Annotated in this window: 13 protein-coding genes; 8 read left to right on the top strand and 5 right to left on the bottom strand. The window is 59.6% G+C overall.

The window, feature by feature from the left end; all coding sequences use genetic code 11:
* Positions 1-4 precede the first annotated feature (4 nt).
* Both ROS217_RS17785 and ROS217_RS17780 read right to left on the bottom strand, forming a co-directional pair.
* Positions 5-619, bottom strand: a complete 615-nt coding sequence (locus tag ROS217_RS17785; RefSeq protein WP_009819186.1) for a glutathione S-transferase family protein — start codon at positions 617-619, stop codon at positions 5-7.
* 18 nt (positions 620-637) lie between these two features.
* Positions 638-1288, bottom strand: coding sequence for a histidine phosphatase family protein (locus tag ROS217_RS17780; protein ID WP_009819185.1), 651 nt, complete (start codon positions 1286-1288; stop codon positions 638-640).
* A gap of 286 nt (positions 1289-1574) precedes the next feature.
* Here ROS217_RS17780 and fdhF point away from each other — a divergent pair, with 286 nt between their 5' ends.
* The 6 genes from fdhF to xrtE all read left to right on the top strand — a co-directional run bounded on the left by fdhF (position 1575) and on the right by xrtE (position 9181).
* Positions 1575-4349 (top strand): formate dehydrogenase subunit alpha, encoded by a 2775-nt coding sequence (gene fdhF, locus ROS217_RS17775; RefSeq protein WP_009819184.1) that lies wholly within the window; start codon positions 1575-1577, stop codon positions 4347-4349.
* A gap of 98 nt (positions 4350-4447) precedes the next feature.
* Positions 4448-5497, top strand: a complete 1050-nt coding sequence (locus tag ROS217_RS17770; protein WP_009819183.1) for a cobalt-precorrin-5B (C(1))-methyltransferase — start codon at positions 4448-4450, stop codon at positions 5495-5497.
* Entirely contained in the window at positions 5494-6222 is a 729-nt protein-coding gene (locus tag ROS217_RS17765; protein WP_009819182.1) for a cobalt-precorrin-6A reductase, read from the top strand. The genes ROS217_RS17770 and ROS217_RS17765 overlap by 4 nt, the downstream gene beginning before the upstream one ends.
* On the top strand, positions 6219-6848 hold the full coding sequence (locus tag ROS217_RS17760; RefSeq protein WP_009819181.1) for a DNA-3-methyladenine glycosylase family protein: 630 nt from the start codon (positions 6219-6221) through the stop codon (positions 6846-6848). The genes ROS217_RS17765 and ROS217_RS17760 overlap by 4 nt, the downstream gene beginning before the upstream one ends.
* On the top strand, positions 6845-7510 hold the full coding sequence (locus ROS217_RS17755; RefSeq protein WP_009819180.1) for an alpha/beta hydrolase: 666 nt from the start codon (positions 6845-6847) through the stop codon (positions 7508-7510). The genes ROS217_RS17760 and ROS217_RS17755 overlap by 4 nt, the downstream gene beginning before the upstream one ends.
* A 66-nt stretch (positions 7511-7576) precedes the next feature.
* Positions 7577-9181 (top strand): exosortase E/protease, VPEID-CTERM system, encoded by a 1605-nt coding sequence (gene xrtE, locus ROS217_RS17750; RefSeq protein ID WP_040650722.1) that lies wholly within the window; start codon positions 7577-7579, stop codon positions 9179-9181.
* A 10-nt stretch (positions 9182-9191) separates the two neighbouring features.
* Here xrtE and ROS217_RS24750 read toward each other — a convergent pair whose 3' ends face one another.
* The 3 genes from ROS217_RS24750 to ROS217_RS17740 form a co-directional block, all read right to left on the bottom strand.
* Positions 9192-9284 (bottom strand): VPEID-CTERM sorting domain-containing protein, encoded by a 93-nt coding sequence (locus tag ROS217_RS24750; RefSeq protein WP_254656488.1) that lies wholly within the window; start codon positions 9282-9284, stop codon positions 9192-9194.
* Positions 9285-9568: 284 nt separating this feature from the next.
* Positions 9569-13360, bottom strand: coding sequence for an efflux RND transporter permease subunit (locus tag ROS217_RS17745; protein ID WP_009819178.1), 3792 nt, complete (start codon positions 13358-13360; stop codon positions 9569-9571).
* A complete protein-coding gene (locus ROS217_RS17740) occupies positions 13357-14583 on the bottom strand; it encodes an efflux RND transporter periplasmic adaptor subunit (RefSeq protein ID WP_040650721.1) in 1227 nt (408 codons plus the stop codon). The genes ROS217_RS17745 and ROS217_RS17740 overlap by 4 nt, the downstream gene beginning before the upstream one ends.
* A 202-nt stretch (positions 14584-14785) precedes the next feature.
* Between ROS217_RS17740 and ROS217_RS17735 the strand changes: the two genes are divergently transcribed.
* Positions 14786-15475, top strand: a complete 690-nt coding sequence (locus ROS217_RS17735) for a hypothetical protein (protein WP_040651677.1) — start codon at positions 14786-14788, stop codon at positions 15473-15475.
* Positions 15476-15523: 48 nt separating this feature from the next.
* Positions 15524-16867: a PQQ-like beta-propeller repeat protein gene (locus ROS217_RS17730; protein ID WP_040650720.1), complete on the top strand. Its 1344-nt coding sequence runs from the start codon at positions 15524-15526 to the stop codon at positions 16865-16867.
* Positions 16868-16892: the final 25 nt, after the last annotated feature.

Here is a 16892-nt window from a genome sequence, read left to right as displayed (position 1 = left end):
ATCCTCAGATCATATCGTCCGCAATCACGCGTGCCACTGAGGGCCGGGCACGCATTGCCTGCATGAACGCGGCAATCTTTGGGAACTCGGCCAGCTTTACCCCATCGCCCTCGAGCCAGTTGCAGGCGACATAGAGATATGGGTCGGCGAGCGTTAGGGTGTCGCCTGTAACGAAGGGGCCTGTGATGAGATTATGTTCCACATAGGTCGCGCTGTCGGTCATGGTCTGGACCGATTTGGTTTTCATATCGTCGAAAGAGCTCTGTTGGTCGGCCCAACGGTGGCCGCGCATCTTGTGGGCGTGGTTCACATGCATGGTGGAGGCGATATAATACATGGCCTCACGCATCTTGGCGGCTTGATAGGGATCGGTGGGGCGCAATTCGGCCTGAGGGGCGATGTCGGCAATGTAATCAAGCAATGCGCCGGTTTCGGTCAGGATGCCCCGGTCGGTGACGAGTGTCGGCACTCGTCCCTTGGGATTGATCGCGAGATAGGCGGCACCGGATTGCTCTCCCGCCCGAAAATCGAGGCGCACCGGTTCAAAGTCGAGCCCCGCCTCGTGCAGCGCGATCACCGCCGCAATCGAGATGGTGCCTTTGGCGTAGTAGAGTTTCATGGCGCGTTCCTCTCACTGTCAGATAAAGGTGCGGGCATGCGCCCGGTCAGGTGTGTCGAGATGTGGTGTGGCGTTGAACGTGCCCAGCATCAGCATGTCATGCACATGTTCAAGCCGGTGCAGGGAACTGTTCATCACCTGCAACATGACCTTGGCCATGCCGGGAATATCGAGGCCGAGGACGTGACGCATGACCATGCCAATCACGCCGCCCGAGGTCACGATCAGGATGCGTCCGTTGTGGTGGCAGATGTCGTCGATCAAGCTGGTGATGCGGGTCGTGAAATGCTCGAAACTCTCGGGCACATCGTCAAGATCGCCCCGCGCCCAGTGTTCGATCACCTGCGGCAGGTAGCGGGCAAATTCAGTGGCGTCGGCAGGCGCGGGAATCCCGTGCTGCGCCTCGATGGCGCGGGCGAGGGCAAAATAGCTCAGTTCATCCAACCGCGGGTCTTGCTCGGTAATATGATAGCCCATGGCGCGGGCGGTGCCGACCTGACGATTGAGAGTTCCGGTGATCACATGGTCGAAATGCGGATTTGTCATAGCCAGATGCGTACCCAACCATTCAGCCTGCTGCACGCCGAGTGGAGAAAGCCGATCATAGCCTGCCTCATCCGTGGCATGGCTGTTGGCCTGCCCATGCCGCACCAGAATTAGCTCTGCCAAGTTAAACGCCTCCCGATTTCAGCGCGACGTTAGCGCCGGTTGCCGGAGGGTTAAAGGTGCGGCGTAAAATAATCTGGAACAGCGCCCATCGGCGAGCCGTCGGCAAAGCAAGGTGACGTCTGGACCAGAATGAATTTAGACCAGAATGAATTTAGACCAGAATGAATCGCCAATTCCGGAGCCCCTCGACGAATGTGGCGCAAAAATGGGGTGAGGTGTCGGGATTGACAGCCACTTGGATGCCACTGCATGCTTTAAAAAGGCCCAAAGCTAGGGAGGCGCGCTGATGACCGACAAGATCACATTCGTACTGGACGGCCACGAAGTCGAAGCAGAGGCGGGGCAGACGATATGGGAAGTCGCGAACGGACGCGGGCTGGTCATCCCTCATCTCTGTCACAAGCCGGCACCAGGCTATCGCCCCGATGGCAATTGTCGCGCGTGTATGGTCGAAGTCGAGGGCGAACGGACGCTGGTCGCGTCGTGTATCCGCGAGGCCAAAGCGGGCATGGTGGTCACGACCAACTCCTCTCGTGCGGAAACCGCGCGCAAGATGGTGGTCGAGATGCTGCTCGCAGACCAGCCGGAACGCGAGGTTTCACATGATCGCTCCAGTCATTTGTGGGACATGGCTGCGGCCAATGGCGTATCCGAAAGCCGTTTTCCCAAAGTCGAACGCAGCCGCATTCCCCTGCTCGACGACAGTCACATCGCGATGCGGGTAAATCTGGATGCCTGCATTTCCTGTGGCCTCTGCGTGCGCGCCTGCCGCGAAGTGCAGGTCAATGACGTGATTGGCATGGCAGGGCGTGGGCATGATGCCTACCCGGTGTTTGACTTGGCCGACCCGATGGGTGCGAGTACTTGCGTGGCCTGCGGTGAATGCGTGCAGGCCTGCCCGACTGGCGCCCTGATGCCTGCCACCGTGCTGGATGACGCCCAACAGGGTGACAGCGCGGATTTTGACGAAGAGGTCAAAAGCATCTGTCCGTTCTGCGGCGTGGGATGTCAGGTGTCTCTCAAGGTCAAGAACGGCAAAGTGAAGTATGTCGAAGGAATCAACGGCCCGGCCAATGAAGGACGTCTGTGCGTCAAAGGGCGTTTTGGGTTTGACTATATCCACCATCCGCACCGTCTGACCAAACCGCTGATCCGCCGCGATGATGCGCCCGCCAAGGGCCTGAACGTCGATCCCGGAAACTGGCAGGAAGTGTTTCGGGAAGCTGAGTGGGACGAGGCGCTCGATTTGGCGGCTGGGGCGCTCAAAGGTCTCAAAGACATCAATGGCGGCACCAGCGTGGCGGGTTTCGGTAGCGCAAAATGCACCAACGAAGAAGCCTATCTCTTTCAAAAATTCATCCGTCAGGGCTTTGGTCACAACAACGTCGACCACTGCACGCGACTCTGCCATGCCTCCTCAGTGGCGGCGCTGATCGAGAATGTCGGGTCGGGTGCCGTGACGGCGACCTTCAACCAGATCGAAAATGCCGATGTAGCGATCATCATCGGGGCAAATCCGCTTGAGAACCACCCTGTCGCCGCGACCTATTTCAAGCAATTCACCAAGCGCGGTGGCAAGCTCATCGTCATGGACCCGCGCGGCCAGGGCATGAAGCGCTTTGCCACCCATATGCTGCAATTCCGTCCGGGTGCGGATGTGGCAATGTTGAACGCGATCTGCCATGTGATCGTTGAGGAAGGGCTTTACGACCAGCAATATATCGCTGCCTTCACTGAGAACTGGGAGGCCGAAAAGAAACATCTTGCCCAGTTCCCGCCCGAGAAAATGGCAGCAATCTGCGGCGTTCCCGCCGAGACGTTGCGCGCCGTCGCCCGCGATTTTGCCGGGGCCAAGGCAGGCATGATCTTTTGGGGGATGGGCGTTAGCCAGCATATCCACGGCACCGACAATTCGCGCTGCTTGATCTCTCTGGCGCTGATGTGCGGCCATGTGGGCCGTCCCGGTACAGGGTTGCACCCGCTGCGCGGCCAGAACAACGTGCAAGGTGCCTCGGATGCGGGACTGGTGCCGATGTTCCTGCCGGATTATCAGACCGTGACCGATGATGGCGTGCGACGCGCCTTCACCGAAGTCTGGCAATCGGGCGACTTCTCGAACCAAAAGGGCCTGACCGTGACCGAGATCATGGATGCGGTCCATGAAGACAAGATCAAGGGCATGTATATTCTGGGCGAAAACCCGGCGATGTCCGACCCGGACGTGGAGCACGCCCGCGATGCATTGGCCAAGCTCGAGCATCTCGTCGTACAGGATATCTTTATCACCGAGACGGCAAACTATGCCGATGTGATCCTGCCTGCGAGCGCGTTTTATGAGAAATCTGGCACTGTAACCAATACCAACCGTCAGGTACAAATGGGCCGTTCCGCGGTTTCCCCTCCGGGCGAGGCGCGCGAGGACTGGGCCATCACGGTTGAGTTGGCGAACCGCATCGGGCTTGATTGGTCTTACGACAGCCCGGCCGATGTCTTTGCCGAGATGAAGGTCAACATGCGGTCGCTCGACAATATCACATGGGAGCGGTTGGAGCGGGAAGGGGCTGTGACCTATCCCTGCAAAGGCCCCGATCAACCGGGTGAGGCGGTTGTGTTCGGTGATGGTTTCCCACGTCCCGAGGGACGGGCGAAATTCACTCCGGCGGCCATCATCCCGCCTGACGATGTGCCAGACGCCGACTATCCGATGATTCTGACCACGGGGCGGCAACTTGAGCATTGGCACACCGGGTCCATGACCCGCCGCGCCAGCGTGCTCGATGCAGTCGAGCCAGAGGCGAACTGCTCGATTCACCCCTCGACACTTCGCAAGTTGGGTGTAGAGCCGGGAGGGCTGGTGCAGTTGACCACCAAGCGCGGCTCGATCCGTATCATGGCGCGTGCTGATCGCGCGGTGGCACCGGATATGGTGTTCTTGCCCTTTGCATTTGTTGAAGCAGCCGCGAATATCCTGACCAATCCAGCGGTCGACCCCTATGGCAAGATCCCTGAGTTCAAATTCTCGGCCGTCAAGGTCGAGGCGGCGAATATCGCCGCGGAATGACACAGACAGCGCCCCGCGCGGTTCGCGGGGCGCTGTTGCATGCCCTTGGATTTGGCATTTGGCCTCGGGCGTTGGCGCGCCTATAGTTCCGCGTGAAGATGACCCGCAAACCTGACACTCCTCTGCGCCGTGGCTGGACCACGGGCGCTTGCGCCACCGCTGCGACGCGGGCGGCGCTGAGTTTGCTATGGGGAGAAGGTGCTGTGCGACGGGTGCGCATCACCTTGCCGCGTGGCGAGACGCCAGAGTTTGACATCGCCCATCATGCAAGCGGTGAAGGCTGGGCCGAGGCAGGGGTCATCAAAGATGCGGGCGACGACCCGGATGTAACGCATGGTGCGATGATTATCGCGCGCGTGGCACGGTCTGCGGGGGGCGTGGTATTTCGCGCGGGCGAGGGCGTAGGGCATGTCACCATGCCAGGCCTGCCCATCCCGCCGGGTGAGCCCGCCATAAATCCGGTGCCACGCCAGATGATGGAGGCCACGGTAAGCGACATGGCTGAGCGTCTATGCGAGAGCCCCGATATCGAGATCACAGTATCCGTTCCCGGGGGCGCGTCCCTTGCGCAAAAGACGTGGAATTCGAGGTTGGGAATCAAGGGCGGATTGTCGATCCTTGGCACCACAGGGATTGTGCGACCGTTTTCCTGTGCGGCATGGATCGCTTCCATACATCGCGGAATCGACGTTGCGCGCGGGTCCGGTTTGACCCATGTGGCGGGTTGCACCGGGGCTACCAGCGAACGCGTGGTCCAAGGACTCTATGATTTGCCTGACCACGCCATGTTGGACATGGGGGATTTTGCCGGTGGTTTGCTGAAATACCTTGCAAAACATCCGTTGCCGCGCCTGACCATCGGTGGAGGTATCGGTAAGATGGTCAAACTGGCGCAAGGGGCCCGTGATCTCCATTCGGGACGCAGTCAGGTAGATTTTCAAGGCCTTGCCGACGCGTTGGATTTACCGAATCTAAAGTACATGAATACAGCACTGCAAGCATCTGAATTCGCGGGGGAAAATATGGCAAAATGGGTTGCGCATGAAAGCCGTGATAAGGTGCTTGCGATGCTACCAGAGGGTGTCGAGGTCGATACTGTGGTGATTGACCGCGCCGGTACTATCCTGGCGAGGGCGGGCAGCCAATGACGCTCTTGCTTCTGGCGGGTACGGCGGAGGCAAGATATTTGGCTCAGGTCTTGGCGTCTGAGAGACGCGCCGCTATTGCCTCGCTTGCCGGTGCCACACGGCGGCCGCGCCCGTTAGAATTGCCGACCCGGATTGGTGGCTTTGGCGGAGAGTCCGGTTTTGTCCGATATCTTGTGGAAGCAGGGATCACAGCGGTCCTTGATGCTACCCATCCATTTGCGTCGCGCATTTCAGAGCGGACAGCGCGGATCTGCGCGACCAAAAACGTGCCATATTGCCAGCTCTTGCGACCGGAATGGGCGCCCATCGCGGGGGATCATTGGACGTTACTAACGGCAGAGGAGGACGCGGCGGCGCATATTCCCAAGGGGATGACCGTCTTTCTGGCTACGGGGCGGCAAGGTGTCACTCGCTTTGCGAATCTGACCGGACGACACCTGATCTGCCGGGTAGTGGATCTGCCAGATGAGGCTTTTCCATTTGAGAATGGAGAGTATCTCGTGGGTCGCCCACCCTTCACCATTGAAGCAGAACGCGGTCTATTTGAGCGCCTTGGCGTGGACTGGCTTGTTGTCAAAAACGCCGGTGGTCGAGATTCTGAAAGCAAGCTCGCGGCGGCGCGCACGCTCGGCCTGCCGGTTGCCATGATCGCTCGCCCGCCCCAACCCATTGCGATGCGGGTCGAAACCGTCTCGGAGGCACTGGATTGGGTGCGGGGCTTATGACGGGGCGGACCATCGAGACAGATCTGGACGTGGCCGCTGGGGCGGCACATCTCGCCGCGATCTGTCCGCGCATGCGTCACGCGCAAGGGTTGACCGGGCCGTTACCTCTGCGGCGGAACCCGGACGGGTTTGCACAACTTCTCAGTGCGATCGTCAGCCAACAGGTCAGCGTCGCCTCGGCCAATGCGATCTGGTCACGGCTTGAGGGGGCCGGGTTTACTGAACCCGAGCGAATTGTCGCGGTCAGTGACGACGACCTGCGCGCGGTGGGCCTTAGCCGACAAAAGGCGCGCTACGCCCGCGCGCTCGCAGAGGCAAGAATTGACTATCCTGCTCTGCGCACGGAACCGACCCAAGACGTGATCGCTACGCTCACACAAGTGCCTGGAATTGGCGTCTGGACGGCAGAAATATACGCGATGTTCAGCCTTGGCCGTGCCGACGTCTTTGCACCGGGCGATCTGGCCTTGCAAGAGGCTGCGCGGCTGCTCTACGACCTTCCCGAGCGACCAAAGGAACGTGCACTGCGTCAAATGGCAGAGGCATGGTCGCCATGGCGGTCCGTTGCGGCGCGGTTGCTGTGGGCCTATTACCGGATCGCCAAGGATAGGGAAGGGATCAGATGACACGGGTTTTGACAGCAGATCGCAAGGAGCCGCTTTCAGGCGAGACACGCTCGGCTGTGGTTTTCTTGCATGGATACGGTGCGAACGGGGCGGACTTGTTGGGGTTGGCGGACCCACTGGCAGACCATTTGCCTGACACGCTCTTTGTAGCCCCTGACGCGCCTGAGAGCATTCCAGGCATGCCCTTTGGGCTGCAATGGTTCCCGATCCCCTGGATCGATGGGTCCAGCGAGGAAGAATCCCACCGAGGGCTGGTGTCAGCAGTAGCGGATCTCAACGCATTCCTTGATGCTCTGATGGTGGACGAAGATCTCCTGCCCGAGCAAGTGGTTCTTTTTGGCTTCTCCCAAGGGACAATGATGGCGCTGCATGTGGCCCCTCGACGCGAAGACGCCTTGGCCGGTGTTGTCGCCTTTTCCGGACGGCTTTTGTCGCCCGAATCTCTTGCGGACGACGTGCAGAGCCGCCCGCCGGTTCTATTGGTGCATGGCGATGCCGATGAGGTGGTGCCGGTGCAGTCTCTGCCACAGGCGGCCGAGGCATTACAGGGCGCCGGATGGCAGGATGTCTACGCGCATATCATGAAGGGAACGGGGCACGGTATCGCACCTGATGGGTTGTCGGTGGCTCTGGCGTTCATGCGCGACAAACTAGGACTATGAAGGCGTCCCGCAAATCGCCCTAGCCTTGCCACATTATCACAGCGTGGATGATCTAATAGCGTGAGGATGACTCAGCAATCTGAAACCCTGACCTTGCCTAGACGGGCGATAAACCTTGGCGCGCTTTATATCGCCGAGATGGCGCTACTTGTTCTGGGGTATCAGGTTTTCAGCGATCTGGAATGCCGAGCTACGGGAATCGAGGACGCTTGCCGAGGGCTGCGGTTGCTGGCGCTTTGGTTGGTCTGTTCCAGTTCACTTATGGGGATTTATCTCTGGGCGCGGCCTGCGGCGCAGGTTGACTTTGCACGAGCCACCGCACATGCGCCAGGTGGGCGTCGATGGGCGGTTTTGCACGGCGCTGGTGTTTTTTGCATGATAGCCCCATTGCTCCTGATTTCGCCTGAAGACCTAAGCGCGCAGTTCAAGGGAATATTTCCGTTGGCTGGTTTGGGCGCAATGATGGCAGCCTTTGGCGGAGTCTTCTGGCTTATGCGAATTGAGGCATGGTCTGAGTGGTTGCATGGGCGTCGCCGGTCGTTGCTTGCAATTGCGATCTTTGCCGCAGCGCTTCCGGGAGCGGTGGTTCTGGCGGGGCCTCTTTGGACTGTGCAGGCTGTGACCGATGTCACGTTCATCACCGTGTTCCTGTTGCTGCGTTTATTTTCGGAAGACGTCGTTGTTGATCCCGCAAGCTATGTAATAGGTACGCCAGAGTTTCAGGTTATGGTGGCCGACAGCTGTTCCGGCATAGAAGGTCTGGTGTTGATCACCGCCTTTCTGGCTCTTTACGGAGTGCTCTTTCGCGATGAGTTACGGCTACGTCGGTTCGGTCTCGTGATCTGGCCGTTGGCGCTGTTGGTCAGTTGGCTGTTCAACGCCGTCCGGATCACGGTTTTGATCCTACTCGGCGTGCATGTGTCGCCCGAACTGGCGGTCAATGGCTTTCACAGCTTTGCCGGTTGGCTCATGTTCACGGCTCTGTCGATCGGGGTCCTCGTCGTGGTTGGACGCAGCGGCTATGCGCTTCAGGCGATATCTGGACTACACTTGCGAACGTGCTCTCCGCTGGCAGAGGACGATACGGCAGGGCGTATTCTGCCTTTTATCGTCTTCGCGATCTCTGGTCTGATTGCACAGGCCTTCTGGACAGAACCGACCCTTGCCTACCCGCTACAAGTGGGAATGATGCTCACTGCCTTGTGGTGGGTTCGAGGGACGCTCGCGCGCTACGTTGCGTGGCCTTCAATGTTGTCAGTGTTCGCGGGTCTCATTGTCGGGGTGGCTTGGATCGCTACGGCCCCTCCGTCTGCGCCTCCCGTTGAGGCGCTTCTCAATCTGAGCGGAATGGCATTCGCCGCATGGGCCACTCTGCGCATTCTCGGAACAGTCGCTCTGGTTCCCGTGATCGAGGAATTGCTATTTCGGGGTTATGTTCAGGCGCGTCTGGATCGTGGAACGGTAGTGAGCCGAGTTGTCGCGGTTGCCGTCTCCGCTGGCCTCTTCGCCCTTGTCCATGGACGCTGGATCGAGGCGGCTTTGGCAGGTGTTCTTTTTTCTCTCCTTTACATGCAAAAAGGGCGGCTGGCTGATGCCATTGCCGCCCATTCTGTTGCCAATGCTGTTATCGCCGCCGTCGCCCTTTGGAGGGGGGATTGGGCGCTGATCTGACCTAAACTGTTCAGTTCCGCGCGCGACGGCGTTTGATTTCCCAAGCTAGCACAAGCGCGGCAAGCACGACTGCAATTGCGAGTGTGCCGCTCGCCGCGTCCATTTCAGGAACAGAGGAAGCAGAGGACGATCCGTCTATTGATGTTGTGCCGACCCATCCGTTCCAAAACCAGTCAAACATTTAAAGTCTCCCCAAGAATATGCGTCTAATTCAAGCCTGAGTTATGCCAGATTTTCGACATATTTCAAGCATTGCGCTAAGCGAAACCCTGTAATGGAAACGATCTGGCGCAAATGGTCGCTTTGTTTCCTGTAGCCATAGATGCTTGCCGGAAATTAGGGCAGAATGCTTCCGATGTCTTCGGTTCAGCCTGCAATTTCACGGAATCACTCTGCGGCGCGTAGGGGCGACCCGTCGCCACGCGTGTCTTGAACGGGCTCAATGTCTTTCAGTCGCGGAGTCTCGGTCTCTGCGTGTTTGCCGTAAGGAGAGGGCGTCATAGTTTCGTCCGGCCACACGATATCGGCCTGCTGCATTTGCCGGGCTGACGCTGCGAGCGCCCAGTCCCGTGCCGCACGGCTGGTACGACCCATTGAGAGTTTGGCCAGCAATTGAGCCCCCCAGAGCAGATAGGTCCCTGCCCAGATCCTGAGTGCCAGCATCGCGGGTGTGAAAATCAACGTCAGAACCGTGGCAATGCCGAGACCAAAAACCACCGCTGTCGCAAGCTGCTTCCACCATAAAGCTGTAGGACTATCAAAGGCATAGCCGCCATTCACAAAGTCAAGGCTGAGCCCAAACATCATTGGCGCAAGGCCTGCCATGGTGGTGATCGTCGTTAGCAGGACTGGGCGGATGCGATCCTGAGCCGTTCGGGTTATGGCTTCGATTTTTGGCATGTAGCGGGCGTAATCTTGGTAGGTGTCGATCAAGACAATGTTGTTGTTCACGACAATCCCTGCGAGGGCCACGATGCCGGTGCCGGTCATGATGATCGAGAAAGGCTGATCCATCACCAGCATGCCAATGAGGACGCCGGTGGTCGACAGAACGACTGCCAAAAGAACCAGTACAGCATTGTAAACACTGTTGAATTGCGCCAGTAGAATGATGAACATCAGGCCAAGCGCGCCCGCAAAGGCCTGTTGCAGGAAGGCGCCGGATTCCTCTTGATCCTCGGCGTCGCCGGTCCATTCATAGCTGATCCCGGGCGGCAGAACGCCCGAGTCCAACCATTCGGTTAGATGCTCTGTTCGCTCATTTGCGGTGATCGGGACCTTACGTTCTGTAACATCTGAGCCGGATATGTTACGAAATAATCCATCCTCAACGGCGGCCTTTATGTCAAAGAAACGCGTCTGGTCGATGCGGTCGATCTGGGCCAATTGCTTGACCGGTTTGCGGGTGATGAAATTCGAGAGCGGCACAAGTCCGTCGTCTGTGCGCACCTTCAGACTGTCGAGGGTCGAGAGCACGCGGTCCTCGTCGGGCAGGCGCACGCGAATTTCGATTTCCTCGTCGCTGCTGTCCACGCGCATCGTGTCGAGTAGGATGCCGCGCGTGACAAGTTGGACCATAGCGCCCACGGTCGCGACATCTGCGCCGAATCGACCGGCCTTCTCGACATCAACGTCGATCTGCCAGTCGATGCCGGGCAGGGGCAAGGTATCCTCGATCTGATGCAGGCCTTGCGTCGCTTCGAATTTCTGCCGCGCCACTTCTGTGAAGGCGATGAGATCGTCCCAGTTGTCGCTCTTGATGCGCAGGTGCAGCGGTTTGGCAGAAGCGGGACCACGGGACTGCGCGAGGATTTCGATCTTGATGCCGGGGATCTGTTGCATCTCGGCTGTCAGTTCGGAGATCACAGCGTCGCCGTCAAACTCGGCGGCAACAACGTCTCGCGACACTGCCACATTGAGCAGCGGGATTGTAAACCATGTCTCGCGGGACTGTGGGCGATCCTCCCATGGGATCGTTTCAAACTGCACCTGGCCGATTGTGTCGCGCGGAGGCTGAGCGCCGCCGGTATTGGTGTTGAGCCCACCATCTCCGGCAAAGGCAAAGGCCGTTTGAATACCGGGATGCGCGCGGATGATATCTTCGACCTGATTGACCAATTGGTCTTTTTGTTCAATCGACAGGTTACCGCGACCGCGGACATAGACAACGCCCCGTTCGGGTTCGCTGTCCACAAAGAATTCGGTGCCGTTGCTGTTGTTGATGTAGAACATCAAAACAGAACCCACGAGCACGAAGATCGCCGCAAAAGCCAGAAGTGGCGCGATGGGATTGCCGGTGATCATATGGATCACCCAGCCAAAGGCCGACCGTTGATAGCCACTTTGAACCCGCGGTTTGCGCGGCGGAAAGAGTTGCCTACGTTTTGCTCGCAGGAGATTGCCTGCCCGGCGTGGAAATGCCAGCAATGAGAGGAGTGTGGCGATGACCCCGGCAAGCCCACAAGCGGCCAGAAGTGACACCCCCAAGAGCAAGCCAAACACCGTGATCAGCACTGGCACGACCGACCCGATGATCTGTCCGCCGTCCATGCCTGCGAATTGTGCGCTGACCTCTTTCAAGAGTGCAGGTAAAGTCTGACCGGCCAAAAGCACCACTGCGATTGCACCCGGCAAGAGCAGCACGTGCCAGAGCCAGTAGCCGGCGGCAATCTGTTCGGTGCGATCATTGAGCCACCGCTCCAATCGACCCGTGACGCCGCCCATGACAGGTAAATAGACCAGTGCCACCAAGAGCGAGGCTGACAGCACGAAGATCAGCGTGACCGGCAGCATGCCCATGAACTGACCCGGAATCCCTGGCCAAAAGAGCATCGGAAGGAAGGCGCAAAGCGTCGTCGCGGTTGAACTGACCACAGGCCAAAACATGCGCTTGGCCGCCCCCACATAGGCGTGCATCGGGCCTTCGCCTTCGGAGATGCGTTTGTCGGCGTATTCCACCACCACGATTGCGCCGTCCACCAGCATGCCCACGGCGAGAATCAAGCCGAACATGACGATATTGGAAATCGCGACGCCCATCACGGCCAGGAGAGCGAAACACAAGAGGAATGAGGTGGGAATCGAGAAGCCAACGAGCAACGCTGGCCGAATGCCCAAGGCAGCCAGCGTGACAATCATCACGAGTGCGATTGCTGTCAGAACAGAGCCTTCGAGTTGGCTGACCATCGAGGCCACGGTGCGCGACTGATCATTCGATGTGCCGACATTGACTGCAACCTGCAACTCTTTCGGCCATGTCTTTTCGGCCTCGGCCACCACTTTGCGCACCAGATCTGCGGTCTCGATGATGTTGAAGCCTTTGCGTTTTACAACTTGCAGTGCGACCGTGGTCTCTCCGTTAAAGCGCGCCGTGCCGAGACGATCCTCGAAGGTCAGGTTGATCGTGGCCAAGTCGCCAAGCCGCACGACACTGTCGCCATTGGTTTTGACCGGCAGGTTGTAGAAATCGCTGGTATCCTCAAAGGACGACGGGATCTTGACAGCGAAGGCCCCTTGGACGGTATCCACCTCGCCTGCCGCAATAAGCTGGTTGTTGTTGCGCACGACATTGATGAGATCAAGGGCCGTGACGTTATAGGCTTCAAGGCGCAGGGGGTCGATGATGACCTCGAGCATCTCTTCACGATTGCCCGCGATTCCCGCCTCCAGAACCGGCTCCAACCCCTCGAGCGTGTCTTGCAGATCATTGGCGAGTCGCGACATGGTGCGTTCTGGCACCGGGCCGGACAGATTGACGATGATGATCGGGAATTCGCTGAAATTCACCTCGTTCAGGGTGTATTTCTCGGCCCCTTCGGGAAAATCCGCCTCGGCAGTGTCCATCGCGTCGCGCACATCGGCGAGGGTCTTGGTCTTGTCCCAGCCGAATTCGAATTCGAGCGCCACGCCGCCGTAATTTTCGGCGGCGGTGCCGGTCATTTTTTTGAGCCCGTCAAGGTCGCTCAACTCGGTTTCCATCACCTTGACGAGCAGTTTCTCGCTGTCCTCGGCGGAAATGCCGGGAAAGGGAACCGAAATGAAGAGAGCGGGCACCTCGATGTCTGGCTCGCCCTCTTTGGGCAGACCGATATAGGCCATGGTCCCCGCAAGGATCGAGAGCGCGATAAAGGCCAGCACCATGCGCGCGCGGGCAGCGGCCCAGTCGACAAGGCCGGTCATTGGCCCAGTTCCTGATAGACAGGTTCGACGAGAACACCGTCGGTCACATATTCCTGTCCGATTATGATGACATCCGCCTCATCCGGCAAGCCGGTCACCCAGACGCCAGAGGGGCTATCCCGCAAGAGGGTGACGGCTGTGAATTGCGCGCGTTTTTCTGTGTCTACGATCCGGAGACCCAAGGTCCCCTCGTCATTCAGGGTCAAGGCCGATTGCGGGAGCAAATGGGCAATCCGACCTTCGGCGCCGATCATGATCTCGGCGGTCTCGCCATCGCGCAGGCTGATGTCCGGGTTTGGCACCTTTACTTCGATACGAAAGGTCCGGGTGGTGTCATCGGCGGACCGGGAGACAAAGGTCACGCGCCCTTCGACCTCGCGACCGGAGGCCATGCGAGCACTCGCGGGCGCGTCCAGTTCCACACGGGCCACCTGCATCTCGGAAACGAAGCCCACCAAGGTGATCGGGTCTAGTTGCAGTACTGTGGCACAAAGCGCGCCGGGTTGCAGCAGGCTGCCGATTTCGGCGGTGTCGGTGTCAAGCACGCCAGCGAAGGGTGCGGAGATGGTCAGGCGCTCGATCTCCTGTTCAGCGGCGGCGACAGCGGCGCGGGCGGATTCGATCCCGGCGCGCGCCGCCTCAAGGCCAGAGGTCGCCGATTGCACCGCCGCCTGGGCAGAGCTGACAGCTGCACGGGTTGCGGCGACGCGGGTCTGTGAGGCATAGCCGTCCTGCACTAGGTTTTCGGCGGCGTTGGCATTGATCTGCGCCTCTTCCAGTTGCGCGCGGGCCTCGTTGGCACGCGCTTCGGATTCGGGAACACGGCTTTGCGCCTCGAGGAGGTGGGCGCGTGCCTCGGCCAAAGTTGCCTCGCGGGCGGCGGGATCAAGGCGACAGAGGAGGTCACCTTGTTCGACCATCGTGCCTTTGCGCCGCGGATCGTTGATCACGAGGCCAGAGGTTTCGGCGCGCAACTCGACAGTTCGGTCCGCTTCGGTCCGGCCGCGCACGACGACGGCGCTGTCCACGTCGCGGCCCACAGATCGGACGGCGACAACGCGCATGATGTCAGTCTCGCTCAATGTGCCGTCCTCGGTGGTTGATGGCGTGACGCTCTCGGCGGCGGAGGTTGGCGGAGTGTCTGTGAAGCGCTCATGCTCGAACACAAGGGTATAGATCAGGGCGGTCACCACCAAGGCTATGAAAACAGGAAGCAAACGCATGTATATACCTTTGGACCGCGGTGGCGTAACGGGGTGTCTGGTACAGGGGCAACAGACATGAACGAGATACGCTAAACTGACCGGTTCAGATTATTCTTTTCCGTTGCGTGCTGCAAGCATGTCTCTGCGTCTGGGGCGCAGCGCCCCTTGGCAGGGCGCAGGCTTCGGGTTAAGAGGGGCAAAACTCCAAAGGGGGCGCGGCGTGAGCAATACCGACAGTTTCATCGACGAGGTCACAGAAGAGGTCCGCCGCGATCGGCTTTTCGCGCTGATGCGTCGATATGGCTGGATTGCGGTTCTGGCGATCCTCATGCTGGTGGGCGGGGCTGCGTGGAATGAATGGCGCAAGGCGCAGGACCGGGCTGCTGCGCAGGCGCTTGGCGATGCGATGCTTGCCGCTTTGGCGACGGAAGACCGCGCTGCGCGCGCCGATGCCCTGAACGCCATCGAGGTGCAGAACCCGCAGACAGAGGCGGTGATTGCGCTTTTGGCTGCGGCAGAGGCGGCGGCGGAGACCCCCGAGACAGCGGCGGAACGCCTGCTGGCGCTTGCCGATCGCCCGGACGTGGATGCGGTATATCGCAACCTCGCCACACTCAAGGCTGTGATGCTGCCGGGGTCTGGGCTTGATGCCGAGGCACGGCGCACGCGGTTGAACGGTTTGGCCCTCAGCGGCGGTGTTTTGCGGCTTTTGGCCGAGGAACAGCTTGCCTTGATTGATCTTGAAACCGGCAATCGCACCGAGGCTGTCGCGCGGCTGACCGCGATCGCCACCGATGCCGAGGCCACGACAGGCTTGCGTAGACGGGTTACACAAGTGATTGTGGCCCTTGGTGAAGACTTGCCCGACTTGCCGGAACCGGTGCAGGGTGCGACGACCGTGGGTGAATAACAGATGCGGCTTCGGGCCAAGGGCTGACGGGGCGGCAGCAGACTAAGCATGAGGGCAAGAGCAGTGAAACCGAACGGATTGATCCTTGGACTGGTTGCAGTCCTTGCCCTTACGGCCTGTAGTAAGAAAACACAGATTCTAAGTGGCGAGCGGGAAGGTATTCGCGAGGTGCTCCAGAGCGAGGCGGCACGCGCGCAGACCGACGTGACCCCGGAAAATCAGGTTCGTCCAGTTGCCTTGCCAGCAGCGACGGTGAATGCAGACTGGCGGCAACGGATCGGCTCGCCTGCAACACGCACGGCGCATCCGGCGCTTGGGCGCGCGCCACAATTGGCGTGGACCGTCAATATCGGTGCAGGCGACGGGCGGCGTGTTCGGATCACGGCAGATCCGGTCGTGGCACAAGGGCGGGTGTTCACCCTTGACGCAGAGGCACAGGTGGCGGCGGTCTCGACCGCTGGACAACTGCTCTGGACAACCGATCTCACTCCGGCGAATGACAACTCGAGCAACGCAAGCGGCGGCGGTTTGGCCTATGGCGACGGCAAGCTCTTTGTTTCATCAGGTTTTGGCCGTTTGACCGCGCTTGATCCTGCAACGGGGGCTGTGGTCTGGCAACAAGAGCTTGGATCGACGGGAACCGGAAATCCTGCCGTGTTGGACGGGCTGGTCTATGTGGTTGCGGGCGACGACGTCGCTTGGGCGCTGGAAACAGATACCGGGCGGATTGCATGGCAGTTGAGCGGCACGCCGGATATTCACAACGTTCTGGGCGGGCCGGCCCCGGCGATTACCGACAAATATGTGGTTTTTGCCTTTGGTGCGGGGGAATTGCAGGGAGCGTTCCGCCAAGGTGGTCTGCGTCTATGGGATGCCCAAATCGCTGGCGAGCGGTTGGGCGTGGCGAGTGCGCGCGTGGATGACATCACCGGCGATCCGGTGGTTGTGGGCGACCGGATTTACACTGGCAGTCACTCTGGCCGCATGGTGGCCCTGAGCCTTGGCAGCGGCAATCGGCTGTGGACGGCTGAAGAAGGTCCGCTCAATCCGGTGTGGCCTGCGGGTGACTCGGTCTTTATGGTTACGGACCGCAATGAATTGGTGCGTCTCTCGACCGAGGATGGCACACGCATTTGGGGCCACGAACTGCCGCTCTTTGCGGATCGCAAACCCAAGCGCCAAGCCGAGATCGTCGGCCATTTCGGACCCATTCTGGCCGGTGGTCAGTTGATTCTGGCTTCTGGTGATGGGCAGTTGCGATTTTTCGATCCGGCCTCTGGTCAGTTGACGGGCGCGCGCAGTCTTCCGGGTGGGGCCACGTCCAATCCAGTGGTGGCTGGCAACACGCTTTACGTCGTATCGAAAAAGGGTCAATTGCTGGCTTTCCGTTGAGCGCGCGATCCTGTATCAGGGCCAC

This window comes from Roseovarius sp. 217, assembly GCF_000152845.1.
Classification (GTDB): Bacteria; Pseudomonadota; Alphaproteobacteria; order Rhodobacterales; family Rhodobacteraceae; genus Roseovarius.
Note: the sequence above shows the minus strand (reverse complement) of the source record. Positions and strands in the feature narration are given on the sequence as shown.

Excerpts from the sequence above, each read along its gene's own strand:
- ROS217_RS17745 (WP_009819178.1), bottom strand. The coding sequence starts at position 13,360 with ATGACCGGCCTTGTCGACTGGGCCGCTGCCCGCGCGCGCATGGTGCTG.
- ROS217_RS17770 (WP_009819183.1), top strand. The coding sequence starts at position 4,448 with ATGACCCGCAAACCTGACACTCCTCTGCGCCGTGGCTGGACCACGGGC.
- ROS217_RS17730 (WP_040650720.1), top strand. The coding sequence starts at position 15,524 with ATGAGGGCAAGAGCAGTGAAACCGAACGGATTGATCCTTGGACTGGTT.
- ROS217_RS17740 (WP_040650721.1), bottom strand. The coding sequence starts at position 14,583 with ATGCGTTTGCTTCCTGTTTTCATAGCCTTGGTGGTGACCGCCCTGATC.
- ROS217_RS17755 (WP_009819180.1), top strand. The coding sequence starts at position 6,845 with ATGACACGGGTTTTGACAGCAGATCGCAAGGAGCCGCTTTCAGGCGAG.
- ROS217_RS24750 (WP_254656488.1), bottom strand. The coding sequence starts at position 9,284 with ATGGACGCGGCGAGCGGCACACTCGCAATTGCAGTCGTGCTTGCCGCG.
- ROS217_RS17760 (WP_009819181.1), top strand. The coding sequence starts at position 6,219 with ATGACGGGGCGGACCATCGAGACAGATCTGGACGTGGCCGCTGGGGCG.
- fdhF (WP_009819184.1), top strand. The coding sequence starts at position 1,575 with ATGACCGACAAGATCACATTCGTACTGGACGGCCACGAAGTCGAAGCA.
- ROS217_RS17785 (WP_009819186.1), bottom strand. The coding sequence starts at position 619 with ATGAAACTCTACTACGCCAAAGGCACCATCTCGATTGCGGCGGTGATC.
- ROS217_RS17765 (WP_009819182.1), top strand. The coding sequence starts at position 5,494 with ATGACGCTCTTGCTTCTGGCGGGTACGGCGGAGGCAAGATATTTGGCT.
- xrtE (WP_040650722.1), top strand. The coding sequence starts at position 7,577 with ATGACTCAGCAATCTGAAACCCTGACCTTGCCTAGACGGGCGATAAAC.